The organism is Variovorax robiniae, from assembly GCF_037889955.1.
Taxonomy (GTDB): domain Bacteria; phylum Pseudomonadota; class Gammaproteobacteria; order Burkholderiales; family Burkholderiaceae_C; genus Variovorax; species Variovorax robiniae.
This window is the reverse complement of sequence record NZ_JBBKZS010000019.1, coordinates 82,912-104,151: the sequence shown is the minus strand read 5'-3', so window position 1 is coordinate 104,151 and position 21,240 is coordinate 82,912. Positions and strand designations below refer to the sequence as shown.

Genomic DNA, 21,240 nt, shown 5'->3' with positions numbered 1-21,240 from the left:
CCGGCACAGCATAGACCCGTGCGGCAGAGACCCCGTGTCGGCCATTGGCGCGACTTCCCCGCCCGCACGCGCCGCGCGGGTCCGACCCATAATCGGGCGCATGCTTTCAGCCCCTGCCGGCACGGCCCCCGCAGCCGAACTCGCCCGACCCGACTCCGCCCGCGACCTGTTTGTTTCATTCACCTGGCTGGCACTGCAAGGCTTCGGCGGCGTGCTGGCCGTAGTGCAGCGCGAGATGGTCGAGAAGAAGCGCTGGATCAGCGCCGACCAGTTCCTGGAGGACTGGGCCGTGGCGCAGGTTCTGCCCGGCCCGAACGTGATCAACCTGGCCCTGATGATTGGCGACCGCTACTTCGGCCTGCGCGGCGCCATCGCGGCGGTCGCCGGCATGCTGACCGTGCCGCTCATCGTGATCCTGGCGCTGGCCATTCTCTATGCGCAGTACGCGGGTCATCCGCAAGTGGCCGGCGCGCTGCGCGGCATGGGCGCGGTGTCGGGCGGGCTGATCGCGGCGACCGGCATCAAGCTGGTGCCGCAACTCAGGCGCAACCCGATGGGCTTCGCCGTGTGCATGGGCTTCGTCGTCGTGGTCATGATCGCCGTCGCTGCCCTGCGCTGGCCGCTGCTGTGGGTGCTGGCCGGCTTCGGCGGGCTGGCTTGCCTGTGGACCTGGCGGAAGTTGCCGGCATGAGCATTTCACTGCAATGGCACGACTGGCTCGGCCTGTTCGCGCAATACATGCTGCTGTCGCTGCTGTCCATCAGCGGCGCCATCACCACGGTGCCCGACATGCACCGCTACCTCGTCAGCGAACACGGCTGGCTCAGTGATGCGCAGTTCACCTCCTCGGTCGCCATCGCGCAAGCGGCGCCGGGGCCGAACGTGCTCTTCGTCGCACTGATGGGCTGGAACGTCGGCATCAACGCGGGCGGTGGCCTTGCCGCCGGCTGGCATGCCTGGCCGCTGGGCCTGTTCGGCCTGATGGTGACGATGCTCGGCATCATGCTGCCCAGCACCACCCTCACCTACCTGGCCACACGCTGGGGCCACCGCAACCGCGAGAAGCGCGGCGTGCGCGCCTTCAAGCAGGGCATGGCGCCCATCGTCATCGGCCTGCTGATCGCCACCGGTTGGGTTCTGGTCAACAGCAACCATGCCGTCGACACGCCCACATGGCACGTGTGGCTCATCGGCGGCATCGCCACCTTCATCGTCTGGCGCACGCGCGTGCACCTGCTCTGGCTGCTCGGCGCGGGCGCGCTGCTGGGCGCCTTCGGCTTCGTATGACCCACCTCAAGGAAACCTGACATGCAACTGCGATCCCTCGGCCGCTCCGACCTGAAAGTCTCCCCGCTCGCCTTCGGCGGCAACGTGTTCGGCTGGACCATCGACGAGACGCTCTCGTTCCGCCTGCTCGATGCCTGGCTCGACGCCGGCTTCAACTTCATCGACACCGCCGACATGTACTCGACCTGGGTGCCGGGCCACACCGGCGGCGAGTCGGAGACCATCATCGGCAAGTGGCTCAAGCAGACCGGCAAGCGCAACCGCGTGGTGCTGGCCACCAAGGTCGGCAAGCCGATGGGCGAAGGCAAGGTCGGACTGGCACCGGCCTACATCCGCGAGGCGGTCGATGCGTCGCTGCGTCGATTGCAGACGGACCACATCGACCTCTACCAGTCGCACGACGACGATGCCAACACGCCGATCGCCGACTCGCTCGGTGCCTTCGGCGAACTCATCAAGGCCGGCAAGGTGCGCGTGATCGGGGCATCCAACTACACCGCGCCACGCATGGAAGAAGCCCTCGACATCGCCGAGCGCAACGGCCTGCCGCGCTACGAAAGCCTGCAGCCGCTCTACAACCTCTACGACCGGGCCGTGTTCGAGGATGCGCTGGAGCCGCTGTGCCTGGCGCGTGGCGTCGGCGTCATCAACTTCTACGCGCTGGCGGCCGGCTTCCTCACCGGCAAGTACCGCAGCGAAGCCGATGCGAGCAAGAGCCAGCGCGGTGGCGGCACGACGAAGAAGTACCTCAACGCGCGCGGCCTGCGCATCCTCGATGCGCTCGATGAGGTGGCGGCCTCCGTCAATGCGACGCCGGGCCCGGTCGCCATCGCCTGGCAGATCGCGCGGCCGGCCATTACCGCGCCGATCGCCAGCGCCACGTCGATGCAGCAACTGGACGAACTGGTGAAGGCGGCGCAACTGAAGCTGCCGCCCGAGGCCATCGCGAAGCTCGACGCGGCCAGCGCAGAGACCTCTGTCACCGCCGGGTAGGCTCGCTCCCACAGCGACTGGCGGCGAAAGCCGGGTCCGGCCGAGCGGCCCGTACGCGAATACTCCGTGTCATCACAGTTACGGAGAAGAAGCATGTCTTTCGCGCTTTACATGATCGGATTCCTGATTTTCATGGGCGGCATCATCTGGGGTGCCTCCGTCGCAGGCGTGCCGACGCTCTACATCGGCATCGGCGCGCTGATCATCCTGGGCATCGGGATCTTCAGTGCCGTGAGCCGCACGCGCAGCAAGGATCCTTCGTAGTCGAGTGCCCCGTCAAAGCCCGCATCAAGTGGGTTTGTCCAGCATCAATGCGAACAGTTCATTGCGGAAGTGGATGCCGAGCCGTGCAAACGCGCGGTTGCGATAGGTCTTCACCGTCGGCACGCTGAGCCCGAGGTCGACGGCGATGCCTTCCTGCGTCATGCCTTGCAACAGGCGCACGCAGACCTCGATTTCGCGCGCCGTCAGGTCCGGCTGCAACGATCGCAGCCGCTCGGCCATCTGCACCGGCGGCTCCGGCTGGGCCAATGCAATGTGCTTGCGCGCCAGTGCCAGCAGCAAGCCGCCCACGCGGCCAAACTCCGCGATCTGCGTGTCGCTCAAGGGCCGCTGATGCTGGTGCCGATAGAAGTTGAGCGCGAACAGCGAGCGATCCGCATCCTCCTGCACCACGGACACGCGCTCCGCCATGCCATGCGCCTCATAAACCTTGACGCGATGTTCCGCGGGCACCTCCTTCGCGGTGATGTGGCAAAGCCGCAAGCCCGCGTCGGGCGATGGCACTGCATGGTTCGACCGCAAGGTGCGATCGTTCGCGATGGGGCCGGACAAATAGGCGCGCCAGCAATCGCGCGTGGTGTCCGGCACGCCCAGGCTGGCGCTGAAATAGATCATCGGCCGCGCACCGGTGCGATACACCGACACCGAATTCACCGGCAAGGTCTCGCGCAGATTGCCCAGCAGCGTGGCGCCGAAGCGGCCTTCGCCGAGCGCCAGCACCGAGTCCGCCAGCACGTTGCCGGCGGTGGTGGCTGTATCGGGCTTCCAGGTGCGCATGAGGGTTGTCCCGTCATCTTCGCGGATGACAGGCTCGCATTGTGACGCGCCTTACGCTCGCCGCATGCCCATCGACCCGCTCGCCCCGCCCACCCTCGACCACTTTGCCGACCTGCATGTCGATGTCGGCACGCCGCAGGTGCTGGGGCGTGGCCCCGGCGGTTTGCGCCGTGTCGTCCCCATCCTCGGCGGCACGGCCACCGGTGCCGGCTGGCGCGCCCGAGTGCTGCCAGGCGGCAGCGACTTCCAGTTGATCGTCAGCGACACGCTGTCCATCCTCGACGCGCGCTACGGCCTCGAGACCGAGGCCGGCGAATTGATCTACGTGCAGAACCATGCCGTGCGCGCAGCGCCGCCCGAAGTGATGGCTGCCCTGCTGCGCGGCGAGCCGGTCGACCCGGCGCAGATCTACTTCCGGTGCAGCCCGAGCTTCGAGACCGACGCGCCCTCGCTGCGCTGGATCAACGAACGCCTGTTCGTCGGTGTCGGTGTGCGACACCCGGCGCAAGTGGTGATGCGCTTCTTCGCACTCAACTGACCCTATCCCGACATCCCCGGAGACAAGAAAGCCATGCCCCGATTCAACCGTCGCGCTCTCGCCACCGCCCTCGCCGCCATCGCCCTGGCTCCACACGCCTTCGCACAAACGCCCACCTATCCCACCCGCCCCGTGCGCATCATCGTCGGCTTCCCCGCCAGCACCGGCCCCGACATCGTCGCGCGCCTGCTCGCGCAGAAGCTCTCCGAAGCCTGGGGCAACCAGGGCGTCATCGTCGACAACAAGCCCGGCGCGGGCGGCCTCATCGCGGCCAGCGAGGCGGCCCGCGCACAGCCCGACGGCTACACCTTGATGCTCGGCGAGACCGGCCAGCTCGCCATCGCGCCCAGCAGCTACAACAAGCTGCCCTACGACCCGCAGAAGGACTTCATCCCGGTAAGCCAGGTCGTGACCTCCGACTTCGTGCTGCTGGTCAATCCGCAGAAAGTGCCCGCGAAGAACGTCAAGGAATTCGCGGCCTGGACGCAGCAGCAGAAGGGCCTGTTCCTGGCCACCTTCGGCGCGGGCACGCCGGGCCACTTCGGCGCTTTCATGTACGGCGAGGCGGTCAAGCAGAAGCCCGAACCGGTGCACTACAAGACCACTTCCGACGCACTGGGCGGCCTCTTCAGCGGCGACGTGCAGGCCGTGTTCGCCAGCGTCGCGCTCGCCGCGCCCAACGTGAAGTCCGGCAAGCTGGCCGCGCTGGGCAGCACCGGCGCCACGCGCAGCCCCTCGCTGCCCGACGTACCGACCATCAAGGAACAGGGCTACCCCACGCTCGAATTCAATTCCTGGTTCGGCATCGTCGCGCCGGCGAAGACGCCGCCGGAGATCGTCGCCAAGCTCAGCGCCGACATCCAGAAGGCCGTCAATTCGCCCGAAGGCAAGCAGAAGATCGAGGACGCAGGCTTTCGCGTGACGGGCACCACCGGCACCGAATTCGCCCGCATCATCGCGGCCGACACGGCCACCTGGGGCAAGGCCGTCGTGGCCACCGGATTCAAGGCGGACTGAGCATGCGCACCCTCACACCTGTCGCGCTGGCCGCCACCGTCGCGCTGCTGTCGGCCTGCACCAGCCCCGGCGGAGACTCGAAGCCGATCGCAGGCGCCGCGCCGACAGCCTGCGCCCAGCTCGCCGGTACCACCATCCCAGGCACCCGCATCACGCTCACCGAATCCGTCGCCGCCGGCACCATCCAGCTCACCGGCGTGCAGCCCGGCGCGCCCGGATCGCAGGCCCCCGTGCCGGCCCATTGCCACGTGCAAGGCAACATCAACGAGCGCACCGGCATCGACGGCAAGCGCTACGCCATCGGCTTCGACCTGCGCATGCCCGCGCAATGGAACGGTCGCTTCTTCTTCCAGGGCGGCGGCGGTACCGACGGCACGCTGCGCGACGCGGTCGGCGTGCTGACCGGCGGCGGCAACACCAACAACGCGCTGTCACAGGGCTATGCCGTCGTCTTCACCGACACCGGCCACCGCGACGAACCCGGCCCCAACGGCCCCTACCAGTTCGGCCTGGACCCGCAGGCGCGCATCGACAACGGCTACAACTCGATGGCCGAGACCGGCCGCGTGGCCAAGCTGCTGATCGGCACGCACTACGGTCGCGCGCCGCAGCGCTCCTACTTCGTCGGCTGCTCCAACGGCGGCCGGCAGGCGATGATGATGACGCAGCGCTATCCCGACATGTTCGATGGCGTCATCGCCTCCGCGCCGGCCTACCGCGTGCCACTGGCCTCGGTGCAGGCGGTCTACGACACGCAGCTTTTCGCCAAGGCCGCCGCAGAGAACGCGCCGCTCGTCGATGGCCGTCCCGTGCTGTCGAAGGCCTTCTCGACCGCCGACATGAAGCTGCTGACCAACGAAGTGCTGAACCAGTGCGACGCACTCGACGGCCTGAAGGACGGCATCGTCGCCAACTGGCCCGCGTGCAAGTTCAAGCCCGAGGCGCTGAAATGCACCGGCGCCAAGACCGACCAGTGCCTCACGGGCACGCAGGTCGATGCAATCACCAAGTCCTTCGCCGGCGTCAAGGACTCCAGCGGCAAGCTGCTGTATTCGGACTGGACCTTCGACGCCGGCCTGCATTCGCCCGAATGGACGCGTTGGCGGCTCGGCGATTCGACCACCGCCACATCGAACGCCCGCAACATCATCCTGATGACCGGCGGCCTGGCGATGTTCTTCACCACACCTCCCACGGTCACCAACGACTTCTGGGCCTATGCCATGGGCTTCGATTTTGATCGCGACGCACCCAAGGTCTACGCCACCAACGCCACCTTCCGCGAATCGTCCATGCGCTCCGTGGCCGCCGATTCGACCGACGTCGATGCCTACGTGAAGCACGGCGGCAAGCTGCTGTTCTTCCACGGCCAGAGCGACCCGGTGTTCTCGGTCACGGACACCGTGCGCTACGTCGGCGGTCTGCGCCAGCGCTACGGCACGCGCACCGACGATATCGCGCGCTTCTTCTCCGTGCCGAACATGGCGCACTGTTCCGGGGGTCCGGCCACCGACCAGTACGACGGTCTCACGGCATTGGTGAACTGGGTCGAAAAAGGCGAGGCGCCCAGCCGCATCGTGGCCCGCGCCCGCCCCGAGAACCGCGACGTGACCACGCCCGGCCGCACCCGCCCGCTGTGCGCCTGGCCGATGCAGCCCCGCTACAACGGCAGCGGCAGCATCGAGGACGCGGCGAACTTCAGTTGCCGCATGCCATAGGACGCCAGTCCGCCGCGCCAATGAAAAAGCCGCGCAGCTCTTTGCTGCGCGGCTTTTTCCGTGGTGACAGGGTCAGGGGCTCGCGGCCCCGCCGGTCATGGGTTCACTCAAGCCGATGCGACATGCCCGTCCGCACCTTGCTGCGTGGCTGCGACCAGCTTGCGCAACAACTCGGCCGCATCGCTGACGTCCGTCGCGGCCTCCGCATGATTGGCTGCGACATCGCGGGTCGAACCCACGTTGCCGACCACGCCGTCCAGCGATCCGTCACCCAGCAGGTCGGCCATGCTCAGGCCCGACACACCGGCCGCCTTGGCATCGGCGCCCGACACCGCGAAGTACACGTCGGTCATGTCGACTTCGTGGCCGCCCGCCAGCGTCGCGCTGCTGCGCTCCAGGTGCAGGTTGCCCTGCGCATCGATCTCCGGCACCTCGGTATGCGCGACCTTGAGGCTTTCGACACCGGCCTGCGCCAGCGTCATCAACTCGCCCGCATCGGTCACGTGGTTGCCGTTGGCGTCGCGCCAGACGGTCAGGTCGTTGAAGTGCGCGTCCTTCGCATCCACCACGCCGTCGCCATTGCTGTCGTAGCTGGCCAGCTTGGCGAAGCCTGCACCCTTGGCCGTGCCGCCGAACATTTCCGACACGCTGTCGATCTTGCCGTTGTGGTTGCTGTCCACCGTCAGGAATGCATCGCCCGCCGAGATCCAGCCCGACTTCACAGCCGTGCCGTTGCCGAACAGGTCGAAGGTGCCTTGCGCGTCGACGCGGCTGACGGTGTGGATGCCATTGCCGTCCAGGTCCAGCACGATCGGCGTGATGCCTTCGTCCCAGGTCAGGTTGACTTCGCCCTGGTTCAGCGTGAAGTACGTGGTGTACGCCACGTCGGTCGTGCTGTAGGCATCCGAGTCGATCGCATCGTTGTTGCCGACGTCCTGCTGCGAGAAGAACCAGTAATCCTTTTCGAACATGACGCGGTAGGTGCCGGCGTCCAGGTTGTTGAAGCGATACAGGCCATCGATGTCCGTGATCATCGAAGCCACGGTCTGCCCGCTGGCGTCCTGCAGCGACACGCGCACGTTGCCGTAGCCCGGGCCACCGGCTTCCTGCAGGTTGTCGTGGTTGTAGTCCCAGAACACCTTGTCACCGACCGCACCCTTGACGGAGGCATGCAGGCCCGCATCGATGGTCGAGTTGTTTTCTCCCGTGCCCAGGGTGATGACGTTGGTGATGCCGGTGTAGATGTTGGCATCCGAATCCACGGCGTCGTTGGCGCCCTTGTCCTGACCCGACCATTCGTAGCCATCAACCGCCATGAAGCGAACCATGTACTGGCCTGCCGCAAGGCCGGTGAACTTGTAATTGCCGTTGGCATCGGTCGTCGTGGTGGCGATGACTGCGGTCTCGAAGGGGTCGTTGCCGTCGAGCGTGTTCAACGCCCCGTTGTAGCGCGCAGCGTCGATCAGCTTGACGACCACCCCGGCCTTGCCAACTTCACCGGCGTCCTGGATGCCGTTGTTGTTGGTGTCGAGCCAGACACGATCACCCAGGCTGGCGGTGCCGCTGTTCGGCGCGGCCCTGAGGGTCAGGCCCGCATCCACATCGGTGATGTCCTGGCCTGCGGCCAGGCGGGTTGCCGCAATCGCGCGTCCGTTGGAAGACACATCGCTGTCGAGCGCGTCGTTGCCGCCCTGGTCGGCCTTCGTGAACACGTAGTCGCCACCCGGGTTGCTGAACCAGACCCGATAGTTGCCAGCTTCCAGGCCGGTGAACAGGTACTTGCCATCGGCGCCCGTGACTTGACGCAATTCCCACTCGTCGCCGGTGCCAAAGACACCATCCGGACCAGCGGTCTTGAGCATCACCGTGATGCCCGCAACGCCGCCCTCACCCGCATCCTGGATGCCGTTGCCGTTGGCATCGAGCCAAACGCGGTCGCCGATGCTGCCCTGGCGTGCGATCACGCCGATGTCCACCGAGGTGTTGTCCTCGCCAGTGGCCAGCGTGACCGCATTGGTGAAGCCGGTGTTGCGCGCGGTCGTGTTGCGGATCAGGTCGGAGTCGATCGTGTCGTTGCTGTTGACAGGCACGCCGGCATCGGGACGCGAGAAGTCCTCCGTTGCCGGGTTGATGCCCTCGCCCGTGACCATGACCGTGTACGTTCCCGCTTCCAGGCCCGTGAACTTGTAGTTGCCATTGGCATCGGTGACGGTCGACTTGCCGGTGTAGACGTCATCGGCTGTGCCCGCGAAGCCATCGGCGCCGACCGTGTAGAGCTTCAGGCCGACGCCGGCCTTGCCGGTTTCGCCTGCGTCCTGGAGGCCGTTGCGATTGGTGTCGTTCCACACACGATCACCCAGGCTGGCGGTCTTGTGGAAGCCCGCATCCACCGTCGTGTTGGCCTGGCCGGAAGTCAGCGTGTAGACGCCAGTGAAGCCGTTGGTGGCTGCGTCGGAGTCCAGCGCATCGTTGGTGCCGACGTTGGCCGTGCTGAGCACGGTGCCGTCGCTCGAGATGAACTTGACCATGTAGTCGCCCGGCTTCAGGCCTGCGAAACCGTAGTTGCCATTCGCATCCGTGGTCTGCGTGCCGACCAGCGTGCCCGGCGCGCCATTGACGGCCGTGTACAACTGGACGGTGACACCGGCCTTGCCAGCCTCGCCAGCGTCCTGGACGCCATTGCCGTTGGCGTCGGTCCAGACCCGGTCACCGATGCTGGCCGTCTTGTAGTAGCCCGCGTCGACCGTCAGGTTCTTCTCGCCCGTGGCCAGATTGAACCCGGGCGTGTAGCCCCACGAGTCGATGCTGCTGTCGATGTTGGCGGGGCCCGCGTACTGCGTGGTGATCACATAGCCGGCGGGCGTGGTGAACGTGACGAAGTAGTTGCTGCCAGCGGGCAGGTTGTCGAACAGGTAGTTGCCGTTGGCGTCGGTGGTCTGCGTGGCGATCAGGGTATTGGTGTTCGCCCCATCCCACTGGTACAGCTTGACCGTCACGCCACCCAGGCCCGCTTCACCTGCATCCTGCAAGCCGTTGGCTTTGGCATCGATCCAGACGCGGTCACCCACCGCAGCGGTGGCCAGTGGCTTGAAGCCGGCGTCCACCGTCGTGTTGACCTCACCGGACGTCAGCGTGTAGACACCCGTGAGGCCGTTGGCGCCGGCATCGGAGTCCGTCGCATCGTTGCCCACGTTGGCCGTGGTCAGCGCGGTGCCGTCCGCGCTCGTGAACTTGACGATGTAGTCGCCCGGCTTCAGGCCCGTGAAGTTGTAGCCACCGTTGGCGTCGGTCGTCTGCGTGCCGACCAGCGTGCCGGGGGCGCCATTGACAGCCGTGTAGACCTGAACGGTCACGCCCGCCTTGCCCGCTTCGCCCGCGTCCTGGATGCCGTTGCCGTTGGTGTCGGTCCACACACGATCGCCAATGCTGGCCGTCTTGTAGTAGCCCGCGTCGATCGTCAGGTTCTTCTCACCCGTGGCCAGGTTGAACGCGCCGGCGGTGTAGCCCCATTGGTCGATGTTGCTGTCGATGTTGGCCGGACCGGCGTAGGGCGCGGTGACCACGTAGCCCGCGGGATTGTTGAACTTGACCCAGTAGTCGTTGCCCGCGGGCAGGTTGTCGAACAGGTAGTTGCCATTGGCGTCGGTGGTCTGGGTGCCGATCACGACGTTGGCGGTTCCATTCCACCTGTAGAGAGTGACGGTCACGCCGCCCAGGCCGGCCTCGCCTGCGTCCTGCAAGCCGTTGGCGTTGGCGTCGATCCAGACGCGATCGCCGATAGCGGCGGTGGCCAGCGGCTTGAAGCCGGCGTCCACCGTCGTGTTGACTTCACCGGACGTCAGCGTGTAGACACCGGTCAGGCCGTTGGCAGCCGCATCGGAGTCCGTCGCATCGTTGCCTACGTTGGCCGTGGTCAGCGTGGTGCCGTCCGCGCTCGTGAACTTGACGATGTAGTCGCCCGGCTTCAGGCCCGTGAAGTTGTAGCCACCGTTGGCATCCGTCGTCTGCGTTCCGACGAGCGTGCCGGGAGCACCGTTGACAGCCGTGTAAACCTGAACAGTCACACCCGCCTTGCCCGCTTCACCAGCATCCTGGATGCCATTGCCGTTGGTGTCGGTCCAGACACGATCACCGATGCTGGCGTACTTGTAGAAGCCCGAGTCCACCGTCGCGTTGTACTCGCCGGCCGTGAGCTTGATGACGTCGGATACCAGGCCATCGCTGTTGTTGCCCGAGGCGGCATTGCCATCCACCTGGCGCGGGCTGGTCGCGTCGTAGCCCGTCGGCGTCATGAAGCGAACCTGGTAGCCCAGGCCCGGTGTCAGTCCCTTGAAGCTGTAGTTGCCGTTGGCATCGGTGGTGGTGGTGTTCAGGATCTCGCTGGAGCCGATGAACTGGCCGTCGCCATTGACGTCGCGCACGAGTTGCACGGTGACGCCCGAGATGCCCGCCTCGCCCGCGTCCTGGATGCCGTTGGCGTTGCTGTCGACCCAGACGCGGTCACCCAGCTTGGCGGCCTTGGTCTCGACGATGAGGTTCTGGTCGTGGACCTGGTCGGTTTTCACCGGGTCGATGACCACGGCGATGATCTGGCCGACATCGGCCACGAAGTCATTGTGGCTCTTGGCAAGATCGGCCAGGCCGTTGGGGATCGTGTAGTCCCCGGTCACCAGTTGCCAGATGGTCTCCTGCACCGACTGGGCCGAGTAGCCCGAGGTGCCGCTGCGGTAGTAGTTGAGCAGCCAGTTGATGGCGCCTTGCTGCGTGAAGCCGTTGTCGGCTGCCACTTCGAAGCCCGGATAGCCGAAGCCCGAATAGACGTAGCCGTTGTCGTAGTCCAGCGGCACAAAGGGCTGGATGCACCAGGCGTCGGCCACGGTGCCCGCCGGGCCCAGCGGCGAGGCGGCATTGAACAGTACATCGTAGTAGCTGTCATTCCCGGGGAGGGCCGGCTTGGTAATGACGATGGGTGATTGAAAGTAGGCGGTTGCCATGTCGAGCGATCCTTGTCAAAGATTACGGAACCACCGCATGCGCACGATCGAAGCCAAGCTTCGACCGGCTCACGCGCCGGCATTCGGGACAAGTAAGGGGACATGTGCACCGCGGCCACGGGCCCGCCCGCGCGCAACCACGCAGGTCGCCCGAGCTGACGGTCTCCGGCGATCGCCCTTCAATCGTGCGTCGCCATGTTGTTCTCGCATCCCCCTGCCAATCCAATTCACCTGATCGGGTGAATTGGCTGGGATGTTAAACAGAAAGTCCTATTTTTCCGTGCGGTCAATCGACTTAGATCGAAGGTACGCAAATGCAAAGTTGGGGTTTTGCCAACAATTCGGCGCAGAGTGACTGTTAATTCACATTCTGCGCAGTTCACGGTAGTGGCAATCGCCAAAAAAGACCTTGCGCTGGACCTTTGGCCCGTCCGTCCGGCCTGCTCGACTCCCCCGTTCGTCAGTTCGCCGACCTGAAAGTCGATAGCCGGCGCACGCCTGTATCAAGAACGCGCCAATCCAATGGCCGATGGGCGAATCGGCGCAGGCACGAAACATCCAACGCCACGTTGAAGTGCGCTATTTCGTTCGAATTGAATTGAGACTGCGCCGGAAATCGCGGTTGAATTCCGAATTGATGCAGGATTTCAGCCTTGGTCGGGCGCCAATGGAATATCGCCCATGGCCTCGTCGTTGCGCACGCCATGTGCCGCCTTGAGCAGGCCGATCGACAAGCCCTCTTCCTGGTTCGCAAAGCCCTTGGCGATGCCTTCGAGCGCGCTCGCGAGGTTGTTGTCGCCGTCGTCGCGTGCGTCCATGCTGATGTTGAGCACGCGCGCTGCCATCTGGCGGTAGGTGACCACGCCCGATCTTTCGAGCACCGCCACGAGGTCCAGGTAAAGCGCGAGATTGACGTCGAAGACCAGCTTCGCGGAAACATCGAGATCTTCGTGCCTGTTCTCCATGGCTTGCTCCTCTTTCCAGGTTCAGGTGGGTTGGCGCTGCCGCATGGCCTCGTAGAGGCACACGCCGCTGGCCACGGACACATTCAAGCTTTCTACCGCACCCGCCATCGGGATGCTGATCAACTCGTCGCAGGTCTTGCGCGTCAACTGTCGCATACCTTCGCCCTCGGCCCCCAGCACCAGCGCCAGCGGACGCTTCAGGTCGCACTGGTAGAGCGTACCCGAGGCATCGTCGCTGGTGCCCACGCACCAGATGTTGCGCTCCTTCAGTTCGTTCAACGTGCGCGCCAGGTTGGTGACCATGAAGTACGGCACCGTGTCGGCCGCGCCGCTCGCCACCTTGGCCACGGTGGCATTGATGCCGGCCGCATGGTCCTTGGGCGCGATCACCGCATGGGCCCCCGCACCGTCCGCCACCCGCAGGCAGGCGCCGAGGTTGTGAGGGTCGGTCACGCCATCGAGCACCAGCAGCAAGGGCACGGTGCCGGCGGCTTCGAGGCCTTCCAGCAGTTCGTCGATCGAATGGCTCTGCTGCATCGGCGAGACGCGTGCGGCAACGCCCTGGTGCCCATGGCTGCCGGCCAGCTTGGCAATGCGCAGCGCATCCGCCTCGACCAGCCGGACGCCGGATTCCTGAGCCCGCGCGATGAAGGTTTTCATGCGCGCATCGCGACGGCTGGCATCGAACAGCACCTCCAGCACCGATGCCGGCGCGGTCTTGATACGCACGCCCACGGCATGGAAGCCGAAAATTACTTTGGGGGAAGACATGCGGGGATTATCGATGCCAGATCCGCAGTGCCCTCCATCCGCCATCCTTCAGGCGATGGGCAGGCCGCTCGCGGCTCGGCTCAGGTCATCGTGGACTTCCTGTACACGCTGCGCGGCGGGGTGCACCGTGGCGCTGCCGACGGCCTCGAGGAAGCGGCAAGCCGCGTGGTCGCGCGCAATGGCGTCGTAGCGCGCGACCCAGGCTTCGCGCATTGGCAAGCGCTCCGCAGCCACCGGCCAAACGCCCGGCCGCGGCCGCAAGTGATCCGCGATGCCGATGCGCCAGGGCTTCGCCGACAGGCGCGCCCGAAAGCACCCCTGGTTCTGGCACATGCGCGCATAGACCTTGTCGACGCCCAATTGCTTGAAGCAATCCGACACCGCCGCGCTCGCCGGATCGAAGACGGCATGCATCGCCAGCAGACGGAATCCCGCTGGCGTTCGGTAGATGCGCAAGTGCCAGTCGGCATGCTGCTGCATGAAGCGCGCGATGCGCGCCTTGGCCCGCTTTTCGGGTCCGGGGTTGATGGCACTGGCATCGCCCTGCTTTCGCTGCTTGCCGATGCGCAGCGCCACCGCAAACACCACCACCGCCGCGATCACGCCGGCAATCCATGACCCGGCGGACCAGCCGGCCAGCAGGCCCCCGACCAACGCCGGCCCCAGCGCGAACTCGATCGCCCCGCTGTCGACCTTCTGCGACTCGAAGTCGATGTCGAGGAACAACACGTCGGGCGTATTGAGGCACAGCGCGCCATAGCTGTTGCGCGTGATCACCGCGTCGCCGGCGCGCTGCACGATCTCCTCGCGGATCGGCATGCCGTCGGCGCCGTTGTAGGCCACCTTGCGCTCGCGCCGCGCCAGCTTCTCGCCCGAGGCAATGCGCTCGAATGCGGCCAGCGTGCGCGCGTCGGCATGCGCCTGCGCCGCTGCGGCGCTGTCATCGGACCAGCCGAAGCGCCTCACCGTAACCTGCTTGCCGTCGACCTGCTGCTGGATGCGCCCTTCTGCCCAATATGCCGGAATGATCATCCGTTGAAGCTCCCTGTTGTTGCTCTGCTCGCCCGCCCATCGGATGCGTCCGCCTGGGTTTGCACGGAATTGCGTGGTGCCGCGGCGATCCCGGCGGCCAGTGCCTCGCGATACACCGAAGGTGCGCTCCCCGTGGCCCCCTTGAAGAAGCGGCTGAAGTAGCCCACGTCGTCAAAGCCAAGCCGCGCCGCCACGTCGGCCACGCTCACATCCGCATGCGCGAGCATCCGCTTGGCCTCGAGTGCGATGCGTTCATGCAGCAGTTCGAGCGCGCTGGAACTGGTCGTCGCCCGGCACACGCGGCTCAGGTGGTCGGGCGTCACGCCCAGTGCCGCAGCATAGAAACCCAGAGGCCGGTGTTCGGCAAAGTGGATCTCGGCCAGGCCGCGATAGCGCTGGACCAGTGTGTCCCGCAAGGCGCGCAGGCGGCCCGTGCCCGTGGTCGCATCCTGGTGGCGCAGGAACCACAGCGCCAGCAAGGTGACGTGCGATTGCAAGGCCTCCGCCCGGCCGGCACGTTGCGCCAGGAACTCGTCGCCGAGCATGGCGAAGCGCTGCATGCAGTCGTCAAGGCCGGAGGCCAGCGCGGCGGCATCGAGCACGAGCTTTCTTGCAAGGCGCTGCGCCATCGCAGGGGAATGCGCACTCAGCGCCGCGAGCGCCTCGCTCGGCACCGTGACCTGCGACCCCACGCTGTCGGGGTCGTAGACGAAGCTGTGCACCACGCCCGGCGCCACCATGACCGCGGCCGGTGCCTTCAGCACGTGCCGCTCGCCATCGAGCATGCCCACCATCGCGCCTTCGGTCAGCAGCTGGAACTGGTGCAGTCCTTCATGACGATGTGCCGGAATCGTCCATCCATGCTGGCTGGCCCGTACGCGGATGGCCTCGAAGTGCAGGCTGTCTTCCGGCTTGAAGTGGCGGACCTCGCGGAACGGAACGACGAGAAGGGGTGCGGCGCGCATCGTGGGTCGATCAGGATGCCGGAAATCTACATGCCGCCGACCCCTTCGTCCATGGCGCTTGTGCCCATGCCTCCGCAGAATCGACGCAGACCAAGGACAGGAGTCAAGACCATGTGGAATCGACGCGAACTCATGTTGCGCAGCGCCGGGCTGTCGGCGCTGGCAAGCCTCGGGCTGCAGCGGCTGGCACAGGCGCAACTCAACGGCACCGCCGCCATCGTCTCGGGCTTTCCGGCGGGCGGCATGGGCGACAACGTGGCGCGGCCGGTCGCCGAGAAACTGCGCGGCCATTACGCCAACACCCTCGTCGTGGAAAGCCGCACCGGCGCCGGCGGGCGCATCGCGGTCGAGTACGTCAAGCGGGCCGCACCCGACGGCTTGACGATCCTGCAGATACCGAGTTCGCCGATGGTGCTCTATCCGCACACCTACAAGAAGCTCAGCTACGACCCGCTGGCCGACTTCGCGCCGGTGTGTTCGACCGTGACCTATGCCTTCTCCTTCACCGCCGGACCCGGCCTGCCGGCGGAGATCAAGACCGTGGCCGAGTACGTGGCATGGGCCAAGGCCAACCCCAAGCTCGCCAACTACGGTGTGCCGGCCTCCGGCTCCGCGCTGCACTTCGCCGGGATGATGCTGCAGAAGGCGGCCGGCATCGAGATGACCGCGGTGGCCTATCGCGGTGGCGCACCGCTGCTCAACGACGTGATGGGCGGCCAGGTGCCGGTCAGCTTCAACGTGATCGGCGAGGTCATGCCGCACATCAAGGCGGGCAAGCTGCGCTCGCTGGGCATCACCAGCGCCCAGCGCTCGATCTTCCTGCCCGAGGTTCCTACGCTGATGGAGCAGGGCTACAAGGACATTGCGGTGCAGGAATGGCTGGGCTGGTTCCTGCCCGCGAAGACGCCCGCGGCCACGGTGCAGCAACTCAACACGTTGGTGCGGGAGGCGTTGCAGGACCCCGCATTCGTCGCGCAACTTGCCACCTACGGACTGGAGCCGGTGCACCAGTCACCCGAGGAGTTCGCGCGACGCGTGAAAGCCGACTACGAGCGCTGGGGCCCGATCGTGCGCGCCACCGGCTTCACCGCGGAGGATTGACCCAAGTGATCCGACTGACTGGCGCCCAGGCCCTGGTGCGCGTGTTGCAGGCCGAGCAGGTGCCCTTCGCCTTCGGCATCGTCGGCGGCAAGCTGGCGCCGCTGATGCATGCGTTGTCGCAGCAGGAGGCGGTGCGCTTCGTCGGCGTGCGGCATGAATCGACCGCGCCGATGATGGCCGCGGCGATGCATGCCGGCTCCGGCCGCATGGCGGTGGCCCTCGGCGAGATGGGCCCGGGCGGATTGAACCTGGCCGCCGGCATGGGCGGCGCCTTCAACAACAACCTGCCGCTGCTGGCCGTCACCACCAACCAGCATCGCGCCGCGGCCTATCCGCACAGCGGCATGTTCATGGACCTGGAAACGCGCGCCGTGCTCGCGCCAATCACCAAATGGAACGCCGTCGTGCACGACCCGCGCCGCATGCCGGAACTGGCGCGGCGGGCGTTTCGCGAGGCGCTGTCGGGCCGGCCGGGGCCGGTGCATCTGGATGTGCCGCAGGACGTTCTGTCGGCGGTTGCGGAATTCGCCGATGACGAGTTCGATCTCCCCCCATCGCGGTATCGGCTCACGGTCGGGCCACGACCGGCTGCGGCGACGGTCGATGCAGCGGTGCAACTGCTGCGCGAGGCCAAGCGCCCGCTGGTCGTCGCGGGTGGCGGGGTCATCACAAGCGGTGCGGCAGGGCCCTTGCGCGAGATCGCGCGCCGCCTTGGCGCACCCGTGGTGCCGACGCAGATGGCGCTCGGCGCGGTGGCGAGCGACAGCCCGAATTTCATCGGCCACGGCGGGCTGATCGCGGGCGATGCGGTGCGCGCGGCCTTCGACGGAGCCGACGTGATCCTGAGCGTCGGTTGCCGCTACTCGTCCTGGATGTGGGACGACCGCGGCCCCTTCGCGCGCCGGCATCACCGCAGCATCAACATCAACATCGACCCGTCTGCGCTCGGTCATCCGGCACTGCACGAAGTGGCGATGCAGGCGGATGCCAGGCAGGCACTGGACGACCTGCTGGCTACGCTCGACACGCCCACTGCAACCGATGCCAGCTGGCTGCACAGCATCCGCGAGGTGCGGGCCAGCTACGAAGCCAGGCTCGCGGCGATGGCCGCCGAAACGACCGAGGTCATGCACCCCGCCGCGCTGGCCAAGGCCATCGCCGATGCCCTTCCCGCGAACGCGCTCGCGATCTACGACGGCGGCCACACGACCTTCTGGAGCAACGACTTCACACCGGTTCGCGACGTGCGAACGCGCTTCCATGAGCCCGGCATGAGCCACCTGGGCTTCGGCCTGCCCTGCGCCATGTCCTTGCAGTTGCAGCACCCCGGCCGCCCCGTCGTCCACATCACCGGCGACGGTTCCTTCGGCTTCACTCTCAACGAACTCGACAGCGCGCGGCGCAACAAGCTGCCGGTGCTCACCATCGTGCACAACAACGCGGCATGGGGAATCATTCGGCAGGGCCAGAAGATGCAACTCGACTTCGAGCTGGGCACCAGCCTCTCGGACACAGACTACGCCGCCATCGCGCGCGGCTTCGGCTGCTTCGGCGAAACCGTGAAACGTGCAGAGGACGTGGCGCCGGCAATGGCGCGTGCGCTGGCCTCGGGCCTGCCCGCGGTGCTGGACTGCCACACTCGCTTCGTTCCGCATCCCGCCGGCCCGGCCTTCGGCGCCATGAACCGCTTCGGCTTCGAAGCGCTCACTCGGCCGACAATCACCGCCTCCACTCCTCCTCACAAGCCATGACCGCACTCACCCTCTTCCAGGCTCACCAGATCATCAGCGGCGCCCTTGCTGCCTCGAAGGAGGCCGGCTATGCGCCCATGGGCGTCGCCGTGCTCGACGAATCCGGCAACCTGAAGGCCTACGCGCGCGAGGACGGCGCCAGCATGTTCCGCTTCGACGTCGCGCAGGCGAAGGCCTGGGGTGCGGTCGGCATGGGCGTGTCGAGCCGCACACTCGGCGAGCGCGCCAAGGGCAACCCGAACTTCTTCGTGTCGCTCGCAGCCACGTCGAACGGCCGCTTCCTGCCGCAGACAGGCGCGGTGCTGATCAAGGATGCTAACGGTGCTGTGCTTGGCGCCGTGGGCGCGAGCGGTGGCAGCGGGGACGAGGACGAGGCGATCTGCATTGCGGGCGTGAAGGCGGCCGGCCTGGTACCAGGCTGACACTTCCTTCACGGGTCGGGCGGCACGCCGGCCGCTCGATCACCGCTGGAGATTGGCGACCCTCACTCCGGCAACAAGCCGATCTCGACCGCAATCTGTCCAAGCCGCTGATGCTCCGCGCGCAGGAAGGCATCGAACTGCTGCGGCGTCTGCGGCGGCGCAGCGATCGGTCCGATGCCCAGCATCTTCTCGGTGAATGCCGGCTTCTCCAGCATGCCGTTGATGCCCCCGTTCATGCGCGCGACGATGGGCGCGGGCGTGCCGGCTGGCGCAACCACGGCCAGCCAGCCGACCATGTCGAAGCCCGGCAAGGTCTCGGCCAATGCGGGCACGTTGTCCCACCCCGCGATGCGCTTCGGCGAGGTCACGGCCAGCATGCGCATGCGGCCCTGCTTAACGAGCTGCCCGGTCGATGCCACGTCGGCCACCAACGCATCCACCTGCCCGCCGATCAGGTCCTGCACCCCGGTGGCGATGGAACTGTAGGCCACGAGATTGGCGCCGGCCTTGGCTCGCGCGTTGAACAACCTCGCGATCATCCCGCCGAAAGTGCGCGGTCCCTCGTTGGCCAGCGAGAGCTTGCCGGGCTCGGCCTTGCTGCGCGCGACCAGGTCCTGCACCGTCTTGATCGGCGACTCCGCGCCCACCAGCAAGGCGAACGGGCTGTTCGCGACGAACGCTACGGGCGCGAAATCCTTCAACGGGTCATAGGGCAGGGTCTTGAACAGGTAGCTGTTGGTGACCAGCGCCGCCGTGGTCGCAAAGTAGAAGGTGTAGCCATCCGGCGGCGACTGCTTGACCGCCTGCGCGCCGATCACGTTCTGTCCGCCCGGCTTGTTGTCGATGACGAAGGGCTGGCCGACCGACTGTGCGAGGCCGTCGCTCAGCATGCGTGCGATGGCGTCCGGCCCCGAGCCCGCGGGCTGCGACAGCACGAGCTTGATCGGCCTGGAGGGCCACGGGTCCTGCGCGCTCGCCACGCCCCATGAGCTGCAGGCCGCCGCGGCCAGCGTCAGGTGGAAGCTTCTTCTGTTCATCATCACGTTGTCTCCGTGGTTTGAATGGGTGAGTGATCGGTGAATCGGGCGGCGAGCGCATCGAGTTGCGCGGCGAGCTCGGATGCGGTCGAGGCCACGCCATAGACATAGCGGTCGGGCCGGACGATGGCGGCGCTGCAGTTGTGTCGATGGAACCATGCTGCGGCGATGCCTTCGATCTCAGGCAATGCCTCGCCCAGGCGCAGGGTCGTCATGCGTGGCAAGGCGTGTTCCAGGTCGACCCCATCGAAGCCTTCATCCAGCACCAGCCACCAGCCGTTGCCGCCCAGCGCATCGAGTCGCACGCGGTCGCTGCCCTTCGCAATCCACGGCTGCGGAAAGAGGGTGCCATTGGCCGGATGCGCCACCGGCGAGACCAGGCCGCCTTCGAGCCCCGGAATCACATCCTGGCGCGGCATGTCACGCACCACGCCGCCACATTCGGCGAGCATGCGCGCGTCACGTTCACGCGCCTTTGCCACGTCACGTTCGCAGATCACCGCACCGATGCCTTTGATGCGCGTCGTGAGCTGCTCCACATGCCGCTTGCGCTCGACGCCGTAGCTGTCGAGCAGCGATCCCGCCGCGGCACCGGTCACTTCACCGTCGCACACTGCCTTCAGCTTCCAGGCGAGATTGGCCACGTCGCGCACGCCCTGGCACATGCCCTGACCGAGGAACGGTGGCTGCTGGTGCGCCGCATCGCCCGCGACAAACACGCGGCCCTTGCGCCACGTGTCCGCCACCAGCGCATGGAAGCGGTAGCTGGCCTGTCGCCACAGCGTGCCCTCGTCCGGCGTGAGCCAGCGCGACAGCAGCTTCCAGGTCTCGGCGGGCTCGATGACCTTCTGCGGGTCTTCGCCGGGCTTCAGCGAGATTTCCCAGCGCCGATGATTTCCCGGGCCTATCACCATCGTGCAGGGCCGCTCGGGCTCGCAATACTGCACGCTGGTCGTTGGCAGCTTCGCCATCCCGCGGTCGTTGGCCAGCACATCGACCACCAGCCAAGGTTCATCGAAGCTCAGGTCCTCCAGCGCAATGCCCACCTGCTCGCGCACGAAGCTCGAAGCGCCGTCGCATGCCACGACGTAGCGGGCGCGCGTGCGGCCCACATCACCGTCATCACGCCGCCACTGCAAGGTCACGGCATCGGCGTCCTGCGAGAGCCCGGTCACCTCCGTGCCGAGCGCAACAGTTGCCAGCGCCAGCGACTGCACATGCGCCCGCAACGCCGCCTCGACCGGCGGCTGTGTGAACACGTTCGAGGGCGTGTAGCCCAGTGGATACGGCGGCTCGACCATCGTGAGCCGCTTGATGAGTTGGCCGTCCACACCGAAGTACTCCGACGGCGTGAAGGGCTCGACATGCGGCATCACCGCATCCACGACGCCCAGTTGCTGGAACACCCGCAGGATCTCGTGGTCGATGGCCACCGCGCGCGGCTTGTCGTACACCTCGCGCGACCGGTCGCACACCCACACGCGAAGGCCCATGCCCGCGAGCAGGCCCGCAGCCACCGCGCCCGACGGGCCGAAGCCGACCACCGCGACGTCGAAGACGGCATCGCGTTGCACTGCTGCATCCATGGGC

General features: G+C 66.6%; 18 protein-coding genes. 10 read left to right on the top strand and 8 right to left on the bottom strand.

The features are described from left to right. Positions 1-100: 100 nt before the first annotated feature. The 4 genes from WKW79_RS29570 to WKW79_RS29555 all read left to right on the top strand — a co-directional run bounded on the left by WKW79_RS29570 (position 101) and on the right by WKW79_RS29555 (position 2,544). Complete coding sequence (locus WKW79_RS29570; RefSeq protein WP_340338808.1) at positions 101-691, top strand: chromate transporter; 591 nt, start codon at positions 101-103, stop codon at positions 689-691. Beyond that, positions 688-1,287, top strand: coding sequence for a chromate transporter (locus tag WKW79_RS29565; RefSeq protein WP_340338807.1), 600 nt, complete (start codon positions 688-690; stop codon positions 1,285-1,287). The genes WKW79_RS29570 and WKW79_RS29565 overlap by 4 nt, the downstream gene beginning before the upstream one ends. Before the next feature lie 21 nt (positions 1,288-1,308). Next, entirely contained in the window at positions 1,309-2,280 is a 972-nt protein-coding gene (locus tag WKW79_RS29560; protein WP_340338806.1) for an aldo/keto reductase, read from the top strand. Positions 2,281-2,373: 93 nt separating this feature from the next. After that, entirely contained in the window at positions 2,374-2,544 is a 171-nt protein-coding gene (locus WKW79_RS29555) for a hypothetical protein (RefSeq protein ID WP_340338805.1), read from the top strand. Between the two features lie 24 nt (positions 2,545-2,568). Here the strand turns inward: WKW79_RS29555 and WKW79_RS29550 are convergent, their stop codons facing one another. Continuing rightward, a complete protein-coding gene (locus tag WKW79_RS29550) occupies positions 2,569-3,339 on the bottom strand; it encodes a helix-turn-helix transcriptional regulator (protein ID WP_340338804.1) in 771 nt (256 codons plus the stop codon). Between the two features lie 64 nt (positions 3,340-3,403). On the opposite strand from WKW79_RS29550, the gene WKW79_RS29545 reads away from it, so the two are divergent. The 3 genes from WKW79_RS29545 to WKW79_RS29535 are packed head-to-tail and all read left to right on the top strand — an operon-like array spanning position 3,404 to position 6,612. Next, a complete protein-coding gene (locus WKW79_RS29545) occupies positions 3,404-3,877 on the top strand; it encodes a DUF3237 domain-containing protein (protein ID WP_340338803.1) in 474 nt (157 codons plus the stop codon). Between the two features lie 33 nt (positions 3,878-3,910). Beyond that, complete coding sequence (locus WKW79_RS29540) at positions 3,911-4,894, top strand: Bug family tripartite tricarboxylate transporter substrate binding protein (protein ID WP_340338802.1); 984 nt, start codon at positions 3,911-3,913, stop codon at positions 4,892-4,894. A 2-nt stretch (positions 4,895-4,896) separates the two neighbouring features. Then, positions 4,897-6,612, top strand: a complete 1,716-nt coding sequence (locus WKW79_RS29535) for a tannase/feruloyl esterase family alpha/beta hydrolase (protein WP_340338801.1) — start codon at positions 4,897-4,899, stop codon at positions 6,610-6,612. A 107-nt stretch (positions 6,613-6,719) separates the two neighbouring features. Here WKW79_RS29535 and WKW79_RS29530 read toward each other — a convergent pair whose 3' ends face one another. The 5 genes from WKW79_RS29530 to WKW79_RS29510 all read right to left on the bottom strand — a co-directional run bounded on the left by WKW79_RS29530 (position 6,720) and on the right by WKW79_RS29510 (position 15,339). Continuing rightward, positions 6,720-11,606 carry an SdrD B-like domain-containing protein gene (locus WKW79_RS29530; RefSeq protein WP_340338800.1) on the bottom strand — a complete coding sequence of 1,629 codons (4,887 nt, stop codon included), beginning with the start codon at positions 11,604-11,606 and terminating at the stop codon, positions 6,720-6,722. 647 nt (positions 11,607-12,253) lie between these two features. Then, positions 12,254-12,571: a hypothetical protein gene (locus WKW79_RS29525; RefSeq protein ID WP_340338799.1), complete on the bottom strand. Its 318-nt coding sequence runs from the start codon at positions 12,569-12,571 to the stop codon at positions 12,254-12,256. Between the two features lie 21 nt (positions 12,572-12,592). Further along, the gene (gene rlmB, locus WKW79_RS29520) at positions 12,593-13,342 is read right to left on the bottom strand and encodes a 23S rRNA (guanosine(2251)-2'-O)-methyltransferase RlmB (protein ID WP_340338798.1); all 750 of its coding nucleotides are present in this window, start codon (positions 13,340-13,342) and stop codon (positions 12,593-12,595) included. A 48-nt stretch (positions 13,343-13,390) separates the two neighbouring features. Further along, positions 13,391-14,374: a hypothetical protein gene (locus WKW79_RS29515; protein ID WP_340338797.1), complete on the bottom strand. Its 984-nt coding sequence runs from the start codon at positions 14,372-14,374 to the stop codon at positions 13,391-13,393. After that, positions 14,371-15,339 carry a helix-turn-helix domain-containing protein gene (locus WKW79_RS29510; RefSeq protein ID WP_340338796.1) on the bottom strand — a complete coding sequence of 323 codons (969 nt, stop codon included), beginning with the start codon at positions 15,337-15,339 and terminating at the stop codon, positions 14,371-14,373. Before WKW79_RS29510 ends, WKW79_RS29515 begins: the two co-directional genes overlap by 4 nt. A gap of 111 nt (positions 15,340-15,450) precedes the next feature. Here WKW79_RS29510 and WKW79_RS29505 point away from each other — a divergent pair, with 111 nt between their 5' ends. From WKW79_RS29505 to WKW79_RS29495, 3 genes are read left to right on the top strand one after another with little or no spacing between them, the layout of a single operon-like run. Continuing rightward, positions 15,451-16,440, top strand: a complete 990-nt coding sequence (locus WKW79_RS29505) for a Bug family tripartite tricarboxylate transporter substrate binding protein (RefSeq protein WP_340338795.1) — start codon at positions 15,451-15,453, stop codon at positions 16,438-16,440. A gap of 5 nt (positions 16,441-16,445) precedes the next feature. Continuing rightward, positions 16,446-18,191 carry a thiamine pyrophosphate-binding protein gene (locus WKW79_RS29500; protein WP_340338794.1) on the top strand — a complete coding sequence of 582 codons (1,746 nt, stop codon included), beginning with the start codon at positions 16,446-16,448 and terminating at the stop codon, positions 18,189-18,191. Then, positions 18,188-18,613, top strand: a complete 426-nt coding sequence (locus WKW79_RS29495; RefSeq protein ID WP_340338793.1) for a GlcG/HbpS family heme-binding protein — start codon at positions 18,188-18,190, stop codon at positions 18,611-18,613. Before WKW79_RS29500 ends, WKW79_RS29495 begins: the two co-directional genes overlap by 4 nt. A gap of 62 nt (positions 18,614-18,675) precedes the next feature. Here the strand turns inward: WKW79_RS29495 and WKW79_RS29490 are convergent, their stop codons facing one another. Together WKW79_RS29490 and WKW79_RS29485 are read right to left on the bottom strand one after the other, a co-directional pair. Continuing rightward, complete coding sequence (locus WKW79_RS29490; protein WP_340338792.1) at positions 18,676-19,653, bottom strand: Bug family tripartite tricarboxylate transporter substrate binding protein; 978 nt, start codon at positions 19,651-19,653, stop codon at positions 18,676-18,678. Beyond that, complete coding sequence (locus WKW79_RS29485) at positions 19,653-21,236, bottom strand: bifunctional 3-(3-hydroxy-phenyl)propionate/3-hydroxycinnamic acid hydroxylase (RefSeq protein WP_340338791.1); 1,584 nt, start codon at positions 21,234-21,236, stop codon at positions 19,653-19,655. The genes WKW79_RS29490 and WKW79_RS29485 overlap by 1 nt, the downstream gene beginning before the upstream one ends. Positions 21,237-21,240 lie beyond the last annotated feature (4 nt).